The 18,338-nt window shown below is 34.2% G+C and carries 13 protein-coding genes; 7 read left to right on the plus strand and 6 right to left on the minus strand.

What is annotated here, in order from left to right; all coding sequences use genetic code 11:
* Positions 1-135 precede the first annotated feature (135 nt).
* Together HGP29_RS13825 and HGP29_RS13830 are read left to right on the plus strand one after the other, a co-directional pair.
* The gene (locus HGP29_RS13825) at positions 136-1,404 is read left to right on the plus strand and encodes an aspartate kinase (RefSeq protein WP_168883013.1); all 1,269 of its coding nucleotides are present in this window, start codon (positions 136-138) and stop codon (positions 1,402-1,404) included.
* A gap of 140 nt (positions 1,405-1,544) precedes the next feature.
* Positions 1,545-1,964: a hypothetical protein gene (locus HGP29_RS13830; RefSeq protein ID WP_168883014.1), complete on the plus strand. Its 420-nt coding sequence runs from the start codon at positions 1,545-1,547 to the stop codon at positions 1,962-1,964.
* A 67-nt stretch (positions 1,965-2,031) separates the two neighbouring features.
* Here HGP29_RS13830 and HGP29_RS13835 read toward each other — a convergent pair whose 3' ends face one another.
* Both HGP29_RS13835 and HGP29_RS13840 read right to left on the minus strand, forming a co-directional pair.
* Positions 2,032-3,651 (minus strand): alpha/beta hydrolase, encoded by a 1,620-nt coding sequence (locus tag HGP29_RS13835; protein ID WP_168883015.1) that lies wholly within the window; start codon positions 3,649-3,651, stop codon positions 2,032-2,034.
* A 1-nt stretch (position 3,652) separates the two neighbouring features.
* Positions 3,653-5,833 (minus strand): 7TM diverse intracellular signaling domain-containing protein, encoded by a 2,181-nt coding sequence (locus HGP29_RS13840; protein WP_168883016.1) that lies wholly within the window; start codon positions 5,831-5,833, stop codon positions 3,653-3,655.
* A gap of 224 nt (positions 5,834-6,057) precedes the next feature.
* On the opposite strand from HGP29_RS13840, the gene HGP29_RS13845 reads away from it, so the two are divergent.
* A complete protein-coding gene (locus HGP29_RS13845) occupies positions 6,058-8,262 on the plus strand; it encodes a caspase family protein (protein ID WP_168883017.1) in 2,205 nt (734 codons plus the stop codon).
* 57 nt (positions 8,263-8,319) lie between these two features.
* Here the strand turns inward: HGP29_RS13845 and HGP29_RS13850 are convergent, their stop codons facing one another.
* From HGP29_RS13850 to HGP29_RS13865, 4 genes are all read right to left on the minus strand, one after another.
* Positions 8,320-9,054: an esterase family protein gene (locus HGP29_RS13850; protein ID WP_168883018.1), complete on the minus strand. Its 735-nt coding sequence runs from the start codon at positions 9,052-9,054 to the stop codon at positions 8,320-8,322.
* A gap of 60 nt (positions 9,055-9,114) precedes the next feature.
* Positions 9,115-10,338, minus strand: coding sequence for an ATP-grasp domain-containing protein (locus HGP29_RS13855; protein ID WP_168883019.1), 1,224 nt, complete (start codon positions 10,336-10,338; stop codon positions 9,115-9,117).
* 76 nt (positions 10,339-10,414) lie between these two features.
* Positions 10,415-11,863 (minus strand): leucyl aminopeptidase family protein, encoded by a 1,449-nt coding sequence (locus HGP29_RS13860; RefSeq protein WP_168883020.1) that lies wholly within the window; start codon positions 11,861-11,863, stop codon positions 10,415-10,417.
* Between the two features lie 34 nt (positions 11,864-11,897).
* Positions 11,898-13,559 carry an alpha/beta hydrolase-fold protein gene (locus tag HGP29_RS13865; RefSeq protein WP_168883021.1) on the minus strand — a complete coding sequence of 554 codons (1,662 nt, stop codon included), beginning with the start codon at positions 13,557-13,559 and terminating at the stop codon, positions 11,898-11,900.
* Positions 13,560-13,859: 300 nt separating this feature from the next.
* Between HGP29_RS13865 and HGP29_RS13870 the strand changes: the two genes are divergently transcribed.
* The 4 genes from HGP29_RS13870 (at position 13,860) to HGP29_RS13885 (ending at position 18,296) form a co-directional block, all read left to right on the plus strand.
* Positions 13,860-14,978: an ATP-grasp domain-containing protein gene (locus HGP29_RS13870; protein ID WP_211093291.1), complete on the plus strand. Its 1,119-nt coding sequence runs from the start codon at positions 13,860-13,862 to the stop codon at positions 14,976-14,978.
* Between the two features lie 134 nt (positions 14,979-15,112).
* Positions 15,113-16,267: a carboxylate-amine ligase gene (locus tag HGP29_RS13875; protein ID WP_168883022.1), complete on the plus strand. Its 1,155-nt coding sequence runs from the start codon at positions 15,113-15,115 to the stop codon at positions 16,265-16,267.
* A gap of 17 nt (positions 16,268-16,284) precedes the next feature.
* A complete protein-coding gene (locus HGP29_RS13880) occupies positions 16,285-17,094 on the plus strand; it encodes a type 1 glutamine amidotransferase (RefSeq protein WP_211093292.1) in 810 nt (269 codons plus the stop codon).
* A complete protein-coding gene (locus HGP29_RS13885) occupies positions 17,091-18,296 on the plus strand; it encodes an ATP-grasp domain-containing protein (protein WP_168883024.1) in 1,206 nt (401 codons plus the stop codon). Before HGP29_RS13880 ends, HGP29_RS13885 begins: the two co-directional genes overlap by 4 nt.
* Positions 18,297-18,338: the final 42 nt, after the last annotated feature.

An 18,338-nucleotide genomic window follows, 5' to 3' on the forward strand; every position in this document is an offset into this window, starting at 1 on the left:
TAAGAAAGCATCTCTTAGGATGCATATACTTTTGATGAATAGTTAGGTTAAAGTGGTATCATTGAAATAAAAGTTTATTTTTGTAATACCTCTTATACTTAACTATTCATTTTTTTAACCAATAACTCAGAAGATATGCAAGTTTTTAAATTCGGAGGTGCCTCAGTAAAAAGTGCTGAAGCAGTTAGCAATGTAAAAGACATTATTAAAAATTGTTCTGAGCAGAAAAACCTAGTCGTAGTCATCTCTGCAATGGGTAAAACCACAAACCTTATAGAGAGGGTTGTAGTAGACTACCTTAGAGGTGTTGACTATCAGGAACATATTGACCAATTAAGAACTTTTCATTTTGATATTGCAAAGGGGCTTTTTAACAACCCATCAGCGAGTATTTTTCAGCAGATTGAAAAACTAATCTGTGATCTAGAATCTTACTTAAAATTAAGATACTTTTCTGATGATGAATTGTATGATCAAGTAGTCTGTTTTGGTGAGCTCTTATCTACTCATATCGTATCGGCTTATTTAAACCAGGAAGGAGTGGATACTCAGTTCTTAGATGCAAGAATTTATATTCAGACAGATAATAATTGGAGAGAGGGAGATATAGATTGGGCTTGGACCACCAAAATGATACAAAATGATGTGAAACCAATGATACAAGACAGTATTGTAGTTACACAAGGATTTATTGGTGGTACAATTAATAATAAAACGACAACCTTAGGTCGGGAAGGATCAGATTTCTCTGCAGCAATTTTCGCGTATTGTTTAGATGCAGAAAAGGTATGCATTTGGAAAGATGTTCCGGGTATAATGAGTAGTGATCCACGAAGAATTGATGAGGTAACGCTGTTTAAACAGTTGCCCTATAAGTACGCGGCGGAACTCACTTATTATGGGGCAACCGTTATTCATCCAAAAACAATACGTCCGTTGGCATTAAAAAACATTCCGTTATATGTCAATTCGTTTTTAGAACCGGATAAAGAGGGAACAGTGATTGGAGACTTTTCTGATTACCCTACAACCACTTCAGTGATATTCAAACCTAGCCAAGCGATTATCAGGTTTGAAGAACAAGATTACTTAAATGTTTCGAAAGGAGACTTAGGAGTAGTTTTTAGTGAATGTGCTCGTTTGAACATTAAGATCAATATGATTAAAAACTCAGCACTTTCTTTGTCAATATGTACTAATAACGAAACAAGTAAAATTGATAAACTGAAGGACCTTTTTAGTGACAAATTCGTAGTTCAAGTGACTACTGGGTTGGAGTTGATTACCTTTAAAAATTACAAGGAAACCACTCTAAATGAACTTAAAATAGATCTTTCTGATGTTTATATGAGACAATTTTCAAGAGATACATTACAAGTTGCCGTTAAGGTAGAAGCTGATTAAATCTTTTTATTAATTGATTTCATTATTTATATTAGAAAGGAGAATATTCTTGCATCCTAAAAATGGAAATGAGATATTCACAACTTTAAAAAATGATTAACCCAAGCAGTAGTAGCTATTACTGCTTAGATAATTAGAATATGGATACAACAGCAATCGACAAGGCACTTATTGCTATTATTGAAAAACGCCAACAATTAAATGCTTTATCATATGAAGACGAATCATATGATGATATTGAAGATGAGTTGCATGACCTTGAAGATGATTTCATCGATGAACATGGTGAAGCTTTAGAAGATATTATTGGTGACGTCCATGAGGACTTTTCAGTAGATACTGAGGTGCTTTCTCCATTAAGTTATATTGCTCAAGAATATGTTAAAACAGGAGAGAATGAAACAGGAAATCAATATGACTGTAACCATTCTCAAGGTGTTCCAGTAGAAGTTGATGAGTTGGAAAGTAAGCCTACTAAATTGGTGCTTATTCCAAACCCATTAAGAATTATATTAAATGTTGATGCTAGAAATAGAAAAGTAGCTTGGTCTAACGAATAATTTCTCATCATTAAGAATAAAAAAGCCTTCATATAATATTATATGAAGGCTTTTTTATTTGCTGGGACTACTTGATCAGTCCCATCTGCATTCCTATCCATTCATTAAGGTCCTTGAATAAGAAAGGATGATAACCTTCGATTTCGGTAAGTTGGACATCACCTCTTTTTCCTCCTTGAATAATAAAGTGATTAGACTTTTTCATAATCTTAGTCTCAAAATTTTGAGTATTTGAGAAAGTCTTTATTCTTTCCTCATTCAGTGTTGGATTAAGAATGTTATCAAATTCACCGTAATATGTTAGTACAGGGATATTTAATTTTTCCCAATACGGTTTCGCATCAAACTTATAATAGCGTTTCCACCATTGAATATAATCTTCTTCATCTAAGGTCGTGACATATTCAGTCATTGGTGTTACGAGGATCGCATTTTCAGCTTCAGTAAGCTCTGGTGTTTTCTGACCATCCTCTAAATATTTCATTAATAGGTTTTGATATTTCAGAGTGAGGTCGATATCAAATTGAGTAAACTGATCCGCTCTTAGTCGTTGCTCTAAAGCTTGTTTTTCTTGATCTGCGAAAGAGGATACTGAACCTGAAATATTGACAATAAATTTAAGGTCATCTCTTTCAGAAGCTGCAATTGGCATCACATAACCTGCTTGATCAAAACCAACCAAACCAATTCGGTCAGCATCAATATGTTTCGCTTTCTTCAACTTATTGATAATCTGAGTTAAGTCAGAAGCTAAATCATTAAAGTCAGCAGATTTAATATCTCCAGTGGAAAGGCCACATCCTCTTTTGTCATAAACGAATGTAGCAATGCCGTAATATGGTAGTGTTCTCACATATTCATCAAACATATTTCCTCTAAATTGAGGACCTGCTCCTGGAACAAAAATGACCAAAGGTATTTTGTTGTGATCTATATTAGGATACGTCAGTGTTCCCTCGATATCAATATCTTTATTCTTTACAGTAATCTCTTTAATATTGGCTAATTCTTGCAGACGTTTACCTTCTTTCAAGGATGTTCCTTCAGTAAATGAATCGTATTGTAAACGTAGTGCTTCTCCTGCATCATTTCTAAATAAAGTTATATGAAAATCTGTTGGATACGAAGTAGCCATCTTAGGCCCTGCGGCAAATGTTACTCTATTCTTATCCTTATAAATTGGATATAAAATACGTTGCTTACCGTTATAGAAATCTAATACTCTTAGTGGGTGTGTAGTGCCATCAATATAAAAAGGCTCAATTTGTATAATACGGCCATCTTCGAAACTAAAGAATCCTAGAAGACTACCCATGTCATTGATGTCGATAGAAGCTACTCGAATTAAGTTACAATTGATAGTTTTGAAACCTACTTCAAGCTTACCCATGATCGTACTATCATTTAGGATTTCACCTTTGTAAGTGGCAGCCATTGAAGGTGTATCGATCTGAAAAGTAAGAGAATCGGAGGTTTCTTTATAGTTTTCAACTTTCTCTGTTTCTTCTTGATGATAGAATAGTTTTACTTTTATCACTGAGTCGATGTTAACAAAAACCAAGTCAGGATATAGTTCAAAATCTACTGTACCAATCCATTTTCCTTCTAGGTTTTCATTTAACCATTGTGCATTTGCGTTTTGTAGTGAAAAAAATGAAATGATTAGAAATACAAAAAAATTACGCATACTAAGGATTAATTTGGAAACCGATTACTAAAATGTCATCGATTTGATTTTCTTTTTTTCCTTCACCTTCCATCCATCGGTTTAAGAATTGGTTAAGTGAAAGTAACTGTTTGTCGAAAGGAAGTTTAGATAACATAAATAAAAGCTCTCTGAACTTTTTTCTGCCGATTTTTCTATTCTGAGGTCCACCAAACTGATCTTGATAACCATCAGACGCAATATAAAATGAAGTGGGAGCAGTAATTACTACTCGTTGAAGTTTGTATTTGAATTTCTCAATATCTGCTGCTCCAATACTCATTTTGTCTCCTTTAATCTGTAATAATCGATCATTAGCGATATAAATTAAAGGGTTTTTAGCACCAGCAAAGTTAAGAATAGAATTTCTTTTTTCGTAGACACAAATGGCCAAGTCCATTCCGTCCTTTAACTTTCTTGTTCCTTCATCTTTTTCATGAAGTTCGCCGATAATTGCTTTATTTAAACGGTCAAGTATTTTGTTGGGCATCCATACCTTATCAGTGACTACAATCTTTTTAAAAAGACGCTCTCCAATCATAGACATGAATGCACCTGGAACACCATGACCTGTACAATCTATTGCGGCTATAAATATATGCTTATCTGTTTCATGATGCCAATAAAAATCACCAGATACAATATCTTTTGGTCTAAAAAGGACAAATGAGTCTTCGAATGAATGTTTTATGCTTTTATCTGAGGGTAAAATAGCTTGCTGAATTCTTTGAGCATAATTGATACTTGCAGTTATTTTCTCATTTTTTGTTGAAAGTTGTTTTTTCTGTAATTCAATTTCAGAGTTTTGTGATACTAATGTTTGGTTCATGCTTTGAATCTCACCGTAAGCAGATTCAATTTTACGCGTATATCGGTCTGCTTCAGAAGACATTTTTTCCATTTGACGAGTTCTTTCTTTAACTCTTCTTTCTAATGTCTTTCTATCATTTTCTTGTTGCTTAAATAAATTTGCTTGAACGATTTCTGTTTCCCTCTGTATAATTTTAAATTTATCACTTAAGGCAAGAGAAAGTAAAGTGATCTCTAAAATCACTCCAATACTCAAAGCATTGTCCGTTATGAAATTTAGAGGTAAAATGCCCATAAGAGCTAAATTGTGAGTAAATATTCCTAATGAGAATACTGCCCATGCCATGATAAAAAATCGAGCAAACTTATTTCCTTTATTATAAATTACTATTCCGGATGTGATCAGAACTATGGCATTTAAGGTAGATACTTTATTCATGGTGCCCATTACCGTTTCATAGGTGCCAAATAAAGAGAATATTCCTAATAGTATACCGAATGACATCATTACTAAAAGAGCATAATACATAGGTTTCGAATATATTTTTGCTTTAAGAAAGGATAGTGTAAATACCGTTGATGTGGTAATCCAAAAACTGATTGCAATAGGGATATTCACTTTTTGCATGAAAATACTCCATGGATGTAAGTATTGAAAACTATGACCTGTTTCACTACTGAAGAAAAATAGATTGCCGAAAATAGGAAAGATGTATAACAGATAATTGATGTCCTTTAATGAAAAGAATATCATTAAGTTATAGATAATCATAATCAGAATAATCCCAAAGTATAAACCAAATAGCATCTCGGATAACATACTACTCTCCAAGAATGAATCAGAAGTATGAAACTTTAGAGGCAAATACATTGCATTTAATGACTTGGCATTGATATATAGTTGGTATTTGGTTTTCGGTTTTAAGTCTAATGGGATAATAAAATTCCTGTGTTCAATAATTCTTGAATTAAAAGGAAATAGATCACCCATCTCCCAAGAAATAAAGTTATTTTTCCCTTCTTCGATCAGGTATATTTTTAGGTAATCCAAGCTAGGATTATCAATTTCAAAGTACCATGATTGAGCATGGTTAATATCATGATCAATAGGGATATTAATCCAAACCTGTTTATCTGTAAAACCTAAATTTAAAGTCTCATTATAGTTGCTAAAAAGATTGTGCTTTCTTCTGATATCATTAATTGTGTAGATAGAATCTGTTTGGAAATATTTTCCAGAAGAATTGGGTTCTATTTCTTCAGTTAGTTCATCCAAAAGTAGTCTTTGATTTTGGGCATGAATCATAGAAGAAATAAGCAAGAAAATAGTTGTATAGGTTATAAGTATTTTCATGAAAAAAAGTAATAGTTGTGTTAGTATACGAAAAGGTTGTATCTTTATATATAGATATTATCTATACAATTAGTATGTAAATAACGTTCCCAATGTATATTTCTATATAATTATAACATATTTATTCTACATTAGAAACATTCCATCGCGTAGATCGTATCTTACATTACATAATAATCAAACTAGATTAATATTCCTGTTTTGTTGGGTTTTAACTCTTGAAAATGAAATTTTTAGTACCCTTTTTTCTCTTTTGTTCTTTATTCACTTCTAGCTTATTTGCTGTAGAAAAACATGCCCTAATTATTGGTATTGATAGCTATATGGACTCTAATAAAGCAAGGTTTGCTGAGTGGCAAAATCTTGATGGAGCCGTAAATGATGCTACTTCAATCTATAATATTTTGAAAGCTAAGTATGGGTTCTCATCAAAGAACATGAAGCTTTTGACTTCAGAAAAGTCAACGACAAAAAAGTCCATACAAAAGAATTTTGATGCTCTAATCAAAAAGGTTGCAAAAGGAGATCAAGTATTCGTTTATTATGCAGGACATGGAGCTCAGATCTCCAATTCTAAATTCTATGAAGCGGATAAGAAACACGAGGCGATTGTTCCTTCAGATGTTTTAAGAACAGGAGAGTATTTACTGGATGTTGAAATAAATAATTACTTGTATCAAGTAACTCAGAAAGGAGGAGAATTAGTTGTTGTCTTCGATAATTGCTTCTCAGGATCTGGAACAAGAGGAAAAATTGATATTGAAGAGTTAAAATCAAGATATGTTCCTGTTGATGATATAGATGTAAATCAAGAGTTTCCATTAAGTAAATCAATTGTTGACGAAGGAGCGTTGGTAGTTTCTGCAGCTCAGGATTATCAATTGGCGAAAGAATACAAAGACAGTAGAGGACAGTCTCATGGTGTTTTTACTTACTCTTTAATGAAAGCACTACAGATGAGTAGTGTACATGAATCTGCCGACGATATCTTTAAAAGAGTTAATTCTATTATTTTATATAACTCAGTACCTAGGCAAGACCCTGTAGTGGAAGCTACTGAAGAGAGGTTAAGTCGTCCATTATTTGGGAAGGTTGCTGATGCAAAACAAGGAGTACATGTAGCTGTTATAGATGCAGAAGCTAAATTTAAAATAACGCTAGATGGAGGTGCTGCTATCGGTCTGGTTCCGGGAGCGGAGTTAACTTATGGTGAAGATGAGATTGTAGTCAAAGTTACTCGCTTGTTCGGAGTGAACGGTTGTTATGGAGAAATCATAAAAGGTGAAAATAAATTAGAAGAAGGTTATTTATTGAAGGTGACGAAGTGGGCTCCATTTAGTCCAAATCGTTTAAAAGTTACGATGACCGATATTGGAATTACTACGATAGAAGAACAAGGTTTGAAGGAATTGGCTGTTTACCTTAATGATGAGGGAATAATGGCGTACTCACCTTTGGATGCTAAAGTAGGAATGATTATTCATAAAAATGGAAAAAATTATGAAGCTATATTCAACGGAAGAAATCCGGTTTCTTTAGGTAGTAAAGTTCCTTCAATTTCAAAAATCGAATCACTAAAAAAGAAAGATTTGGAAGCCGGAGAGTTAATCTATTTAGAAATTCCTCCAACAACAAAAGTTTTTCAATCTATTCAGGGTGATCTCAGTGCTCAACCAAAGGTAGAGCTAGTGAAAGAATCTGATGTCTATGATTATCGATTAATAGGTAGATATAATGAGAATAACCAACTAGAATATGCATGGTTGAGAGCTCATGCACATAATAACACGAACCATAATCCATTTCCAGATGAAACAATGTGGAAATCAGAAGATAAAGTTTATGTAATTTCTGATTTTGCTAAACGTTTGGGAAATATGAAAGGTTGGTTAGTGACAAACGTTCCTGCTAATGAAGCAAATTTCCCATACAAGTTTGGTTTACAGAAAGAATCGGATCAAATTTTAGTAAAAGAGGGAGCTTTAATAGAAGGAGAAAAGTATGGAATGGTGATTTATAAGGATCCTAACCTATTTGAAAAATGGAATGGTAATGATCGCTATTTATATATCTTCCTTCTAGAAAGTAATGGTGAAATGACTCTTTTATTTCCAGCAAATGGTGTTGCAGTTGAAAACTTCACAGAACAAATTTGTCAGGATAAAAAAGGAAATTATAAAGATAAAATTGCTTTAAGTGATAGTGACCTTATTTCAATTGAACCACCATTTACTACAGATAATATTTTGATGTTAAGTTCAAAAGCTATTATCACAGATACTTCAATTTTTGAACAAAAAGGAGTTTCGGAAAGAGGTGAACAGGCAGCATTAGATGATATCCTTAATGAAACAGGGAGAGGAAAGAAAAAAGACGCTGCCAATTGGTATTTAGAAAGACACACTTACTTTGGTGAAGGCATTAAATAAGACTTTATATAAAAAAATAAAAAAGCCAGCTTTAAGATCTTAAAGCTGGCTTTTTTATTAGTGAACAAAATAGTTACCAATAAAATGTGGTAACATCTGTCTCCAGGTAGGCCAGTCATGATGGATATCATGTCCCCAAACCTCTAAATTATTGTGTACTTCCTTTGCATTGAGTACATGTGATAACTCAATAGCTGCTGAAGGCTTCTCAAAGTTACCTTGCCCAGTGGCAAGTACGATTTGTTTATTCTTTAATTGATTGATGATATTATGATCATGCCATCCCGGAAGATAACTTAACGGTGAATTAAAGAAAGTAAGATCATCAGAATACCCTTTAGTATAAGAATGCAATTGATAATCTCCAGACATTGCGATCAATCCCCAAAATAAATCAGGACGTTTAAAGAAAATATTTGCCGAATGAAGAGCTCCAAATGACGCTCCAGATAGAATAATAGGAGTATGACCACCACAATCGTTAAAAATGTAAGGAACTACCTCATCATATATGTAATGATTAAATGTTTCCTGACGTTCGGCTTTATGTCTTGGATGCATCTGATTATTCATCCAAGATTCAGTATTAATACTGTTGATGGAGTAAACTTTTAATTTACCGGCATCAATAAAAGGTCTTAAAGATTCGATCAATTGGAATCTTTCATATTCTAAATAATCTGCAGCTGCAGTTGGGAAAAGTAATAACGCAGGTCCATAATGACCATAGGTTACAATATCCATCCATTTATTCAGTCTTGGGCTATGCCAACCTGCAATGTGACGTCTCATCGTGAAATTTGTTTATATATGTATAGCCTTTCATAATTGAAAGGTGGGGTGATTATAAATTTAGATGGCAGGCCTATCTCTTGTTGAAGGCATGGTTGCGAAAAAGTCTTGATAAAAACGAGAAGCATATTGCTCTAGTAATTCAATTACTCGATCTTGTTTCTTATGGTTAACCACAACACCTGCATGATGCTTTTTATTCATTCTCCATACCACTTCATTTTCATTGTATGAATGAAGGTCTGGCCATTCTTGTTTTGCTAGAGAAACGATAATTCCAGAATATTCATTTTTTACTTTAGGTAATTTGTATTCTGTATCTGTAGCAACAGCATATTCAATCTTAGCCCATTCTTTCCATAAATTGATATTTGAAGAGGCTTCTAGCATTTCTGCAATATTAGCTCCACCAACTCTAGATGCTGTTTCCAAAAATATAAATTTACCGGTAGCATGGTCTTTAATAAACTCAGAATGAGATGCCCCATGTTTCAAACCAAAAGTAGATAAAAGTTCTTTGTTTAGTTGTAGTAACTCTTTTGTTTCTTTTGCTCTATGTGATAATGTGTGAGTTCTGAAAACTCCTCCATCATGTGCAACTTCCATAGGAGTATTCATATATCGGTGTGCTCTTGTAAAGATTACTTCACCATTTAATGATAAACTATCTACATGATATACATCTCCAGGTCTAAAAGCTTCTGCTAGAAACTCGTCTCTTTCATCACCCAAGCTATGCACATGATTCCAGAATTCATCTCTAGTATTCACCTTTTTGATACCTGATGCAGATGCTTCTGATCTTGGTTTAATTAGCCAAGGTCCTTCCACTTCATCTAAATATTGATTGATTTCTTCATTACTAAAAAGAGCAGTAAACTTAGGGATGTCAATATTAGCATCTTGTGCTTTTAAACGCATTCCTAGTTTATCTCTAAAGTGACGAACGGTTGTTTGACCCATTCCACCAATTCTGAAATGCTCTCTTAAATAAGCAGCTTTCTCAACATCAAAATCATCTAGTGCAACTATTACATCGAAAGGTTCTTCTCTAAATTTATAGGCTAAACCTTTGATTACATGTTCATAGTTCCAGTCAGCAGGAGATTGACCACAATAGATCATTTCATCAATAGCTTCATGTGGCCAAGGTTGATGCTCTAGATCTTTTACCGTAAGCAAAGTGACTTTTGCTCCTGTGTCTTTTGCACCTCTTAAAAAGTCTTCTCCTTTAAAGTAGCACGATACACATAAAATCGACAATGGTCTGTTCGAATTTTTCATTGTATGGGTTTGTCGTTAAGTTTAGGTTTATATGAGAAAATGATAGGAGGTAGGTAAGACCTCCTATCATTAATTATTATTGATTGTTTTTTATGACTTGTTTGGCGAACTCCATTAATAAATGGACTCCATAACCAGTGGCATTTCTATCTTTTCCGTAACCATTTGCTCCAAAAGCTACACCTGCAATATCCAAATGTGCCCATTTTGTTTTTTCAGGAACAAATGCTTGGATAAATTTTGCCGCAGTAATAGCTCCAGCGGCAGGGTAACCAGGATAGTTTTTTACATCTGCAATATCAGATTGAATACCTTTCGCATATTCATCCCAAAGTGGAAGTTGCCATACTTTTTCATCGGAAACATCACTTGCTTTTGTAATTAGCTCAGCAGTCTCGTCATTATTACTAAATAATGCTCCAGCTTCATAACCAAGTGTCATTACTGAAGATCCTGTGAGAGTAGCTATATCAACTATATGCTCAAAGTTTTTCATTTTTGAGGCAAATGAAACTCCGTCAGCTAAACAAAGTCTACCTTCTGCGTCTGTATCGATGATTTCTATAGTTTTCCCTGAATGAGATTGAATGATATCTCCAGGCTTTACTGAGGAGCCATCTACCATATTATCAGTAGCAGGAATAAAACCGGTAACTGCAATCGGAAGTTTTAATGAGGCGATAGCAGCGATAGCACCTGCAACTGCAGCAGCTCCACCCATATCACATTTCATCCAATGCATATTTTGTGACCCTTTAATAGATACTCCACCGGTATCGAAAGTGACACCTTTCCCTACAAACGCAATATTTGCGATTGGTTTTTTAGGTGTATATTCAAGGATAGAAAAAGAAGGTAAATTACTACTTCCAGCATTAACAGCTAATACAGCATGAAGCCCTAAAGTTTTCAGCCCTTCTCTAGATCTAAAAGTGGTGGCATCAAAGCCAAAGTCATTAGATTTAGCTTCAATTTCATCAGCAAAACCCTGAGGGTCAATGATATTTGATGGAGTGTCTACCAAATACATGGTCCACATTTTCGCTTCTGCAACTTTCTTAGCATCCTCAATTGCTAGAATAATTTTCCCTTTATTTTTCTTAGGAATATCTAAATGTATATCCACCTGAGGGGCGATACCTTTAAGCATATAATGACCCAATAAAATACCCGAAATAATAGGGTCGATAATCTTATGGAGCTTATGTGTTAAGCAATGTAAGTCTATGATATAGGCCTTACCCATTTTGTCTTTGCTTTTGAAGACATGACTTCTTACTGCATCTTCAATCTTTTTAAATGATTTTGTATCACCTAATCCAAGAAGAGTAACTTTTTGATCTTTTCTTCTTAATACGATTGATTCACCAAGTTCTGCTTTGAAATCGTTGGTCAGAATGGCTTTGGTAATTTTCCATTCTTTGGCGATTTCATCAACATTTTCTTCCCAATCTTGCTTGGTATAGAGTTGGAGTCTTGGCATCTCCCAAGAAACAACAGAATCAATTAAAATGTTTGTTGACATAACAGTAATAAAGTTTGGATATAAATTTATCTTTTTACGATTCAAAAAACAGTTTTTGCATCGCCTTTGGAAACTCTTTGCCCCAGGCAGCTTCAGAATGATCTGCTTCTTGGCAAATAGAAAAAGGCAGGTTATTTTTAGAGAAACCTCTTTCGACAAGAATCTCTCTTAATAGGTTAATTTCATCAATTAAGTTTTCACTTTCTTGTCCACCTGAATAAAAATAGATATCAGAAGGATAAGAAGGGGTAACTCTTTGTGCAAAACTATAAATGTTCTTGGAATACCACAACGATGGAGAGAAAATCATGTATTTCTTGAATGATTCAGGTCTATATAATCCTGAAAATAAGGAAACAAGACCTCCCATAGAGCTTCCACCTATACCACTAAACTCTCTTCCTTGTTTAGAAGGGAAGTTTCTATTGATATAAGGTACTAATGTATCGATAATGAAATTGATGTATTTTTTTGCTCCTCCACTTTGCTTTTTATCAAGTTCAAAAGGGGAGAACTCTTTTATTCTTTCTTCTTCACCATGATCGATGGCAATAACCATCATTTTCTGATCATTTTTTATCATTTCTGATAAACTTTGATGAATACCCCACATTCCATAAGGTGCATTTTTATCAAAAAGGTTTTGAGCATCATGGAGATACATTACAGGATATCGCTCTTTATAAGATTCCCAACCTTTGGGTAGCAATGCCCAAACAGCTCTCTTTTTTCCTAATTGAGGAATATCAAATCGATCACTTATTTTGATGATATCCACTTCCGGAGCCTCTGCCAAAGCATTGAGCTGAAACCATGAAGTATGCCTCCGACGAGCTAATTTCTGTTGTGAAGAAATTTCTACTTTATGGCTTTTGTCAAATAACCAAGTTAGAAAGCTAGGAAGAACTGCCGACCAGGTATAGAAGTTATGTTCACCCTCATTTATTTCGACATAGGTAATATCACTGTCTTCATTGTATCCGATACTCTTAAGATCTCTAATGATATCCAAAGTGTCATCAATAGAATCGATAATTCCATTGTTATTTCTATCGGATGTTTCGTCATGAGTACCTGTTTGCAACCAGAATTTCATTCCTTCTCTTTTTGAAGAATTCTGAATTGTTCTGTGCATAATACGGTCAATATCATCATTATATTCTCCTTCTGCAGGTTTGTCTCTCCACCAGAAAGATCCCGAAAATACACCCACTTTAGAGAAATGGTTTGGATAATGCCATGCTATATCTAAAGCAGATAATCCACCTAAAGAAAAACCTGCAAATGAAACTCCTTGCGGATTCGTCGTTATGTTATGCTCTTTTCTGATAAACGAAATCAATTCCTCAACAACAAATCTTGAGTAGGGCTCTGCCTTGTCACCACGGTTCATATAATCGGCAGCATCAATACACCCATATTCATCAATTCTGCTAGGACTACAGTGAATACCAATGACTACCATTGGCCCAATCATTTTGAGGTCGTACAGATAGTTAAGTGTAGATAACATTCCTACAGCTTCCATATCTTGTCCATCGTTAACAAATAGAGCCTTAAAAGGCTTTTCTCTATCTATTTTTGGGAGAAAAATACTCAGTTTTACCTCTCTTTGTAAGAAATGAGAATAGTAATACTGTTCTACCTCTTTATAGTATTGATCCGTTGTAATCTTGTTATAAGTGTCGTAACTCATTAATTGATAATTACTTATGGGTGATAAAGTGTGGTGACGCCTAAAAAGTATGACGTGTTATGTGATAAATATCTAAATCGGCTGCAATGATAGTATAAAATTGTTAATTGAAATAAGTTTTTAACTAGAAATTTACATTTACTTACGTTGATTAATAAAATCTTTTATTATGTTTGCAGCCGTTAAGACGATTTGGACAAACTTATAACACCAAGTAATAACCTAATTCGTATTGATTGTGAGTGTGAACTCGTACCCAAGTATTTGAAACAAATTAACCTTATCAAACAAATTTACACCATGAAAAAAATTGGTATCCTCTTTGGGAAAGAGCGTAGCTTTCCTCAGGCTTTTATTGACAAAGTAAATGAGATCGCTCCTAAAGGTATTATGGCTGAAGCTGTTTCTATTGATAAAGTAGTTCAAGGTGAAGCAAGTGACTATGCTGTAATCATCGACAGAATTTCTCAAGATGTTCCTTTCTATCGTGCTTTCTTAAAGAATGCTGCAAGTGCAGGTACTGCAGTAATTAACAATCCATTCTGGTGGAGTGCTGATGAAAAATTCTTCAACAACGCATTAGCGAAGAAAGTAGGTGTACCTGTTCCTAACACTGTTCTTTTGCCATCTAACCAATGGCCTGAAGACACAAATCAAGACTCTTTTACAAACTTGGCATTCCCAATGGATTGGGAAAATATTTTTGAATATATCGGCTTCCCAGCTTATATGAAACCATTTGATGGTGGTGGTTGGAGAGACGTGTACAAAGTGACAAGTCCTCAAGATCTTTTTGAAAAACATGCTAAAACAGGTCGTTTGGTAATGTTATTACAAGAAGAGATCAAATTTACAGAATACTTCCGTTGTTATTGTTTAGGTGGTAAGCATGTACACATCATGCCATATGCACCTGAAAATCCACATCATTTACGTTATGTTGTAGATCAAGAACAACCAACTGATCCTAAATTGTTAAAAACAATTGAAGAGTATGTAATCAAACTTAACCAAGCTTTAGGTTATGATTTCAATACTGTTGAATTTGCGATCAGAGATGGTATTCCATATGCTATTGATTTCTGTAATCCGGCTCCAGATGCTGGTTTAGAATCAGTAGGTCCTGAAAACTTTAAGTGGATTGTAGAGAACGCTGCGAAGTATGCTATTGAAAGAGCTGAGGCTCAAGTACCAGGAGAAAACAACTTAACTTGGGGTACTTATGTTCAAGATAGCATTAAAGAATCTTTATCAAATGCACCAGTAGTAAAGAAAACAGCTGCCAAAAAAGCACCTGCAAAGAAAACTACTACAAAAAGAACAGCTACAGCTAAAAAAGCTACAGCTGCTAAGACAACGACAAAAAAGGCAACTGCCAAAAAAACAACAAGAGCTAAGAAAGAGCCTGTATTGGCTTAATCAATCTTGATAGATTTTGCTAAAGTATTACTTCTTTTTCGGAAGGAGTAATACTTTTCTTTCTACTAATAGATTACACCTAACACCGAGTAAACCTTTTAATTTATTCTGCATCTTTTTTATTAAACCCAATCATGAGTAAGAAATTTACATTAGGTATCGAGGAGGAATTCCAAACGGTATGCATGGACGATCTTTCATTAAAAGCACACCTGTATGAAATCCTTGATCAAGACAAAGCTTACTTTGCAGAACATGTTAAGCCCGAAATGCACAAAGCAGTACTAGAAGTAGGTACTCATATTTGTGAAAATATAGATGAGGCGAGACAAGATGTGATTCGACTACGAAATATGGCAGCTCAAATGGCTGCAGATCAAAATCAATATATTGCAGCAGCAGGTACTCATCCATTTTCATCATGGACAGAGCAGCTGATGACAGATGACCCTCGTTACAATCAAATTGTAAATGAACTACAAGATGCAGCAAGATCCAATCTAATATTTGGGATGCATATTCATGTTGGGATAGAGGATCGTAATCAAGCACTTCATTTAATGAATCAGGCAAGGTATTTCTTACCTCACATATTTGCTTTTTCAACCAATTCACCTTTCTGGGAAGGACGTAACACAGGTTACAATTCTTACAGAACAAAAGTATTTGATAAGTTTCCTCGTACAGGTATTCCAGAATATTTTGAATCTGCAGCAAAATACGATGAGTATGTGGAAATGCTAAAAATCACCAATTGCATTGATAATGCTAAGAAAATTTGGTGGGATATCCGTATGCATCCATTCTATAACACGATTGAGTTTAGAATTTGTGATGTTCAGATGACGACCGAAGAAACTGTAGCCATAGCAGCCTTAGTACAAGCAATTGTTGCGAAATTAGATAAACTAATGCGTCAGAATCTTTCATTTAGAAATTATAGCCGTTCACTGATTAATGAAAATAAGTGGAGAGCAGCTCGTTATGGTATGGAGGATAAACTGATTGATTTCGGTAAGAAAAAAGAAGTTTTTTCGAAACAACTAATGTTAGAAATTATCGATTTCGTTGATGATGTGATCGATGGGTTAGGAAGCCGTGAAGTAATTGAAGGTATTCCTGCTCTATTGGAAAAAGGTACTGGATCAAAACGTCAGTTAGAAATATTTGAACAAACTAACGATTTAAAGGCAGTAGCAAGATACATTGTTGAAGAAACAAATAAAGATCTTGATGTTCAGTTACCTTGGTTAGTTGAAGAAAAGCAAAAAGAATTAATCGTCGCTTAAATAAGTAATTGATTTATATGAACCGTTTAAGGTTAGCAATTATCGATATGTATAACAAATTCCCAAATGAGGGTATGCGTTGTATCAAAGAAATTGTTGAAGAGAAAAAAGAGAATCTTTCTTACAAAATTTATGACCTTAGAGCAGAAGGTCAGTTACCAGACGATTCTTACGATATATATATATCTTCGGGTGGACCTGGAGATCCATCAGAAAATGAAGGGTGGGAAGATCAGTACTTTGATTTATTAGAAAAGTTATGGAACCATAACCTAACGAGTGAAAGAAAAAAGTATGTGTTCTTTATCTGTCATTCTTTCCAAATGGCGAGTAGATTCTTCAAATTGGGAACATTATCACCAAGAAATTCTACTGCTTTTGGAGCGATGAGTGTCCATAAAACAAAGGAAGGTAAAACCGATCCTATATTATCAGCGCTAGAAAATATCTTTTATGTTATTGATTCTAGAGATTATCAATTACTTGATATTACGGAAGAGCAGTTAAATAGAATTGGTGCTCAAATTGTTTGTTTGGAGAAAAAAAGACCTCATACTACTTACCAAAGGGCTGTAATGGCCATTAGGTATTCAGAGGAATTTTTTGGCACTCAATTTCACCCAGAAGCTGAAGCTGCAAGCCTATTAAAATTCTTTGGTAAAGAGGAGCAAAGAAAAACAATAACGGAGAAATACGGAGAAGAAAAATACAACAATTTAATTGATGTATTAGAAGACCCTGATAGGATTAATCTGGCGGATCGACCTATTATTTCTACATTTTTAAATATAGCCATCGAAAAACTTCAAGAAGTAAGTACAATATGATCACTGAATTAAGAGAAAAATTTAATGATAAATACTCTTCTGAGAACTATGAAAAATTGAATTCATATTTCACAGATAAGTTTGGAGATGAAGTAGGGTTTAGAATGTGTGAAACACCAATTTTCTTTCCAAAGGCATTTGTAGGTAGATTAAAACAAGCATGTGATGATGTTGTTAGTGTTTTAAAAAGACCAGATTTTAAATCTATCACTGAAGAAGCTATTCCAAAAAATTGTTATGTACCTAATGAGGATGAGCATACTAATTTTTTAGCCGTTGATTTTGCCGTTTGTAAAAACGATCAAGACGAGTTAATACCTCAGATGATCGAGTTGCAAGGATTTCCTTCAATTTTTGCTTTTAATATATTTAAGCAGCAAGGGTATAAAGAGGTATTTGGTTTAGAAGAAAACTTATCACCTTACTTCACAAAGTCACAAGACGATTATATTCAAAAATTGTCAAACGTAATTTTAGGAGGACATGATAAGGAAAATGTTATTCTGCTAGAGATCTTCCCTGAAAAACAACATACAAAAGTTGATTTTGCTGCTACCAAAGAAGTATTTGGAATTGAGACAGTTTGTATCACCAAAGTAATTAAAGAAGGAAAACATCTTTTTTATCGAAATGATAAAGGAGAGAAGGTTCATATAAAAAGGATCTATAATCGATTAATTTTTGATGAAATTGATAGATGGGAACCATTAGACCTTCAATTCAGGTTAACCGATACCGATGTTGATGTAGAATGGGCAGGGCATCCTAACTGGTTTTTTAGAATCTCTAAAAGTTTGATGCCTTATCTAGAAAGTGAATACGTACCTGAAACGAGGTTCCTTTCATCGTATGATAAATACCCATCCGATTTAGAGAATTATGTTTTAAAACCACTCTACTCTTTTGCTGGAGCAGGGGTAGTTTTTAATGTAGAATCACATCATTTAGAGGCTATCGCACAAGAGGAAAAGCATAATTATATTTTACAGAAAAAGATCAATTATGCTCCAATTGTCAAAGCTGCAGATGAAGGAGATGTAAAGTTAGAGGTCCGAATGATGTTTACTTGGGCTGATAATCAAGAAAAACCTGAACTTATTATTAACCTTTGCCGTTTAAGTAGAGGTGAAATGATCGGGGTGAAGTACAACAAAAACAAAACATTTGTTGGTGCTAGCATCGGTTTTATGGAAGCAGAGTAATACGTCCATAGATATGAAAATGAAAAAAGGGCTTATCCATAG

It is taken from the genome of Flammeovirga agarivorans (genome assembly GCF_012641475.1).
In the GTDB taxonomy this organism is placed as follows: domain Bacteria; phylum Bacteroidota; class Bacteroidia; order Cytophagales; family Flammeovirgaceae; genus Flammeovirga; species Flammeovirga agarivorans.

What these genes read in the sequence shown, in the direction of transcription:
- HGP29_RS13825 (WP_168883013.1), top strand. Translation starts at nt 136, where the DNA reads ATGCAAGTTTTTAAATTCGGAGGTGCCTCAGTAAAAAGTGCTGAAGCA.
- HGP29_RS13830 (WP_168883014.1), top strand. Translation starts at nt 1,545, where the DNA reads ATGGATACAACAGCAATCGACAAGGCACTTATTGCTATTATTGAAAAA.
- HGP29_RS13835 (WP_168883015.1), bottom strand. Translation starts at nt 3,651, where the DNA reads ATGCGTAATTTTTTTGTATTTCTAATCATTTCATTTTTTTCACTACAA.
- HGP29_RS13840 (WP_168883016.1), bottom strand. Translation starts at nt 5,833, where the DNA reads ATGAAAATACTTATAACCTATACAACTATTTTCTTGCTTATTTCTTCT.
- HGP29_RS13845 (WP_168883017.1), top strand. Translation starts at nt 6,058, where the DNA reads ATGAAATTTTTAGTACCCTTTTTTCTCTTTTGTTCTTTATTCACTTCT.
- HGP29_RS13850 (WP_168883018.1), bottom strand. Translation starts at nt 9,054, where the DNA reads ATGAGACGTCACATTGCAGGTTGGCATAGCCCAAGACTGAATAAATGG.
- HGP29_RS13855 (WP_168883019.1), bottom strand. Translation starts at nt 10,338, where the DNA reads ATGAAAAATTCGAACAGACCATTGTCGATTTTATGTGTATCGTGCTAC.
- HGP29_RS13860 (WP_168883020.1), bottom strand. Translation starts at nt 11,863, where the DNA reads ATGTCAACAAACATTTTAATTGATTCTGTTGTTTCTTGGGAGATGCCA.
- HGP29_RS13865 (WP_168883021.1), bottom strand. Translation starts at nt 13,559, where the DNA reads ATGAGTTACGACACTTATAACAAGATTACAACGGATCAATACTATAAA.
- HGP29_RS13870 (WP_211093291.1), top strand. Translation starts at nt 13,860, where the DNA reads ATGAAAAAAATTGGTATCCTCTTTGGGAAAGAGCGTAGCTTTCCTCAG.
- HGP29_RS13875 (WP_168883022.1), top strand. Translation starts at nt 15,113, where the DNA reads ATGAGTAAGAAATTTACATTAGGTATCGAGGAGGAATTCCAAACGGTA.
- HGP29_RS13880 (WP_211093292.1), top strand. Translation starts at nt 16,285, where the DNA reads ATGAACCGTTTAAGGTTAGCAATTATCGATATGTATAACAAATTCCCA.
- HGP29_RS13885 (WP_168883024.1), top strand. Translation starts at nt 17,091, where the DNA reads ATGATCACTGAATTAAGAGAAAAATTTAATGATAAATACTCTTCTGAG.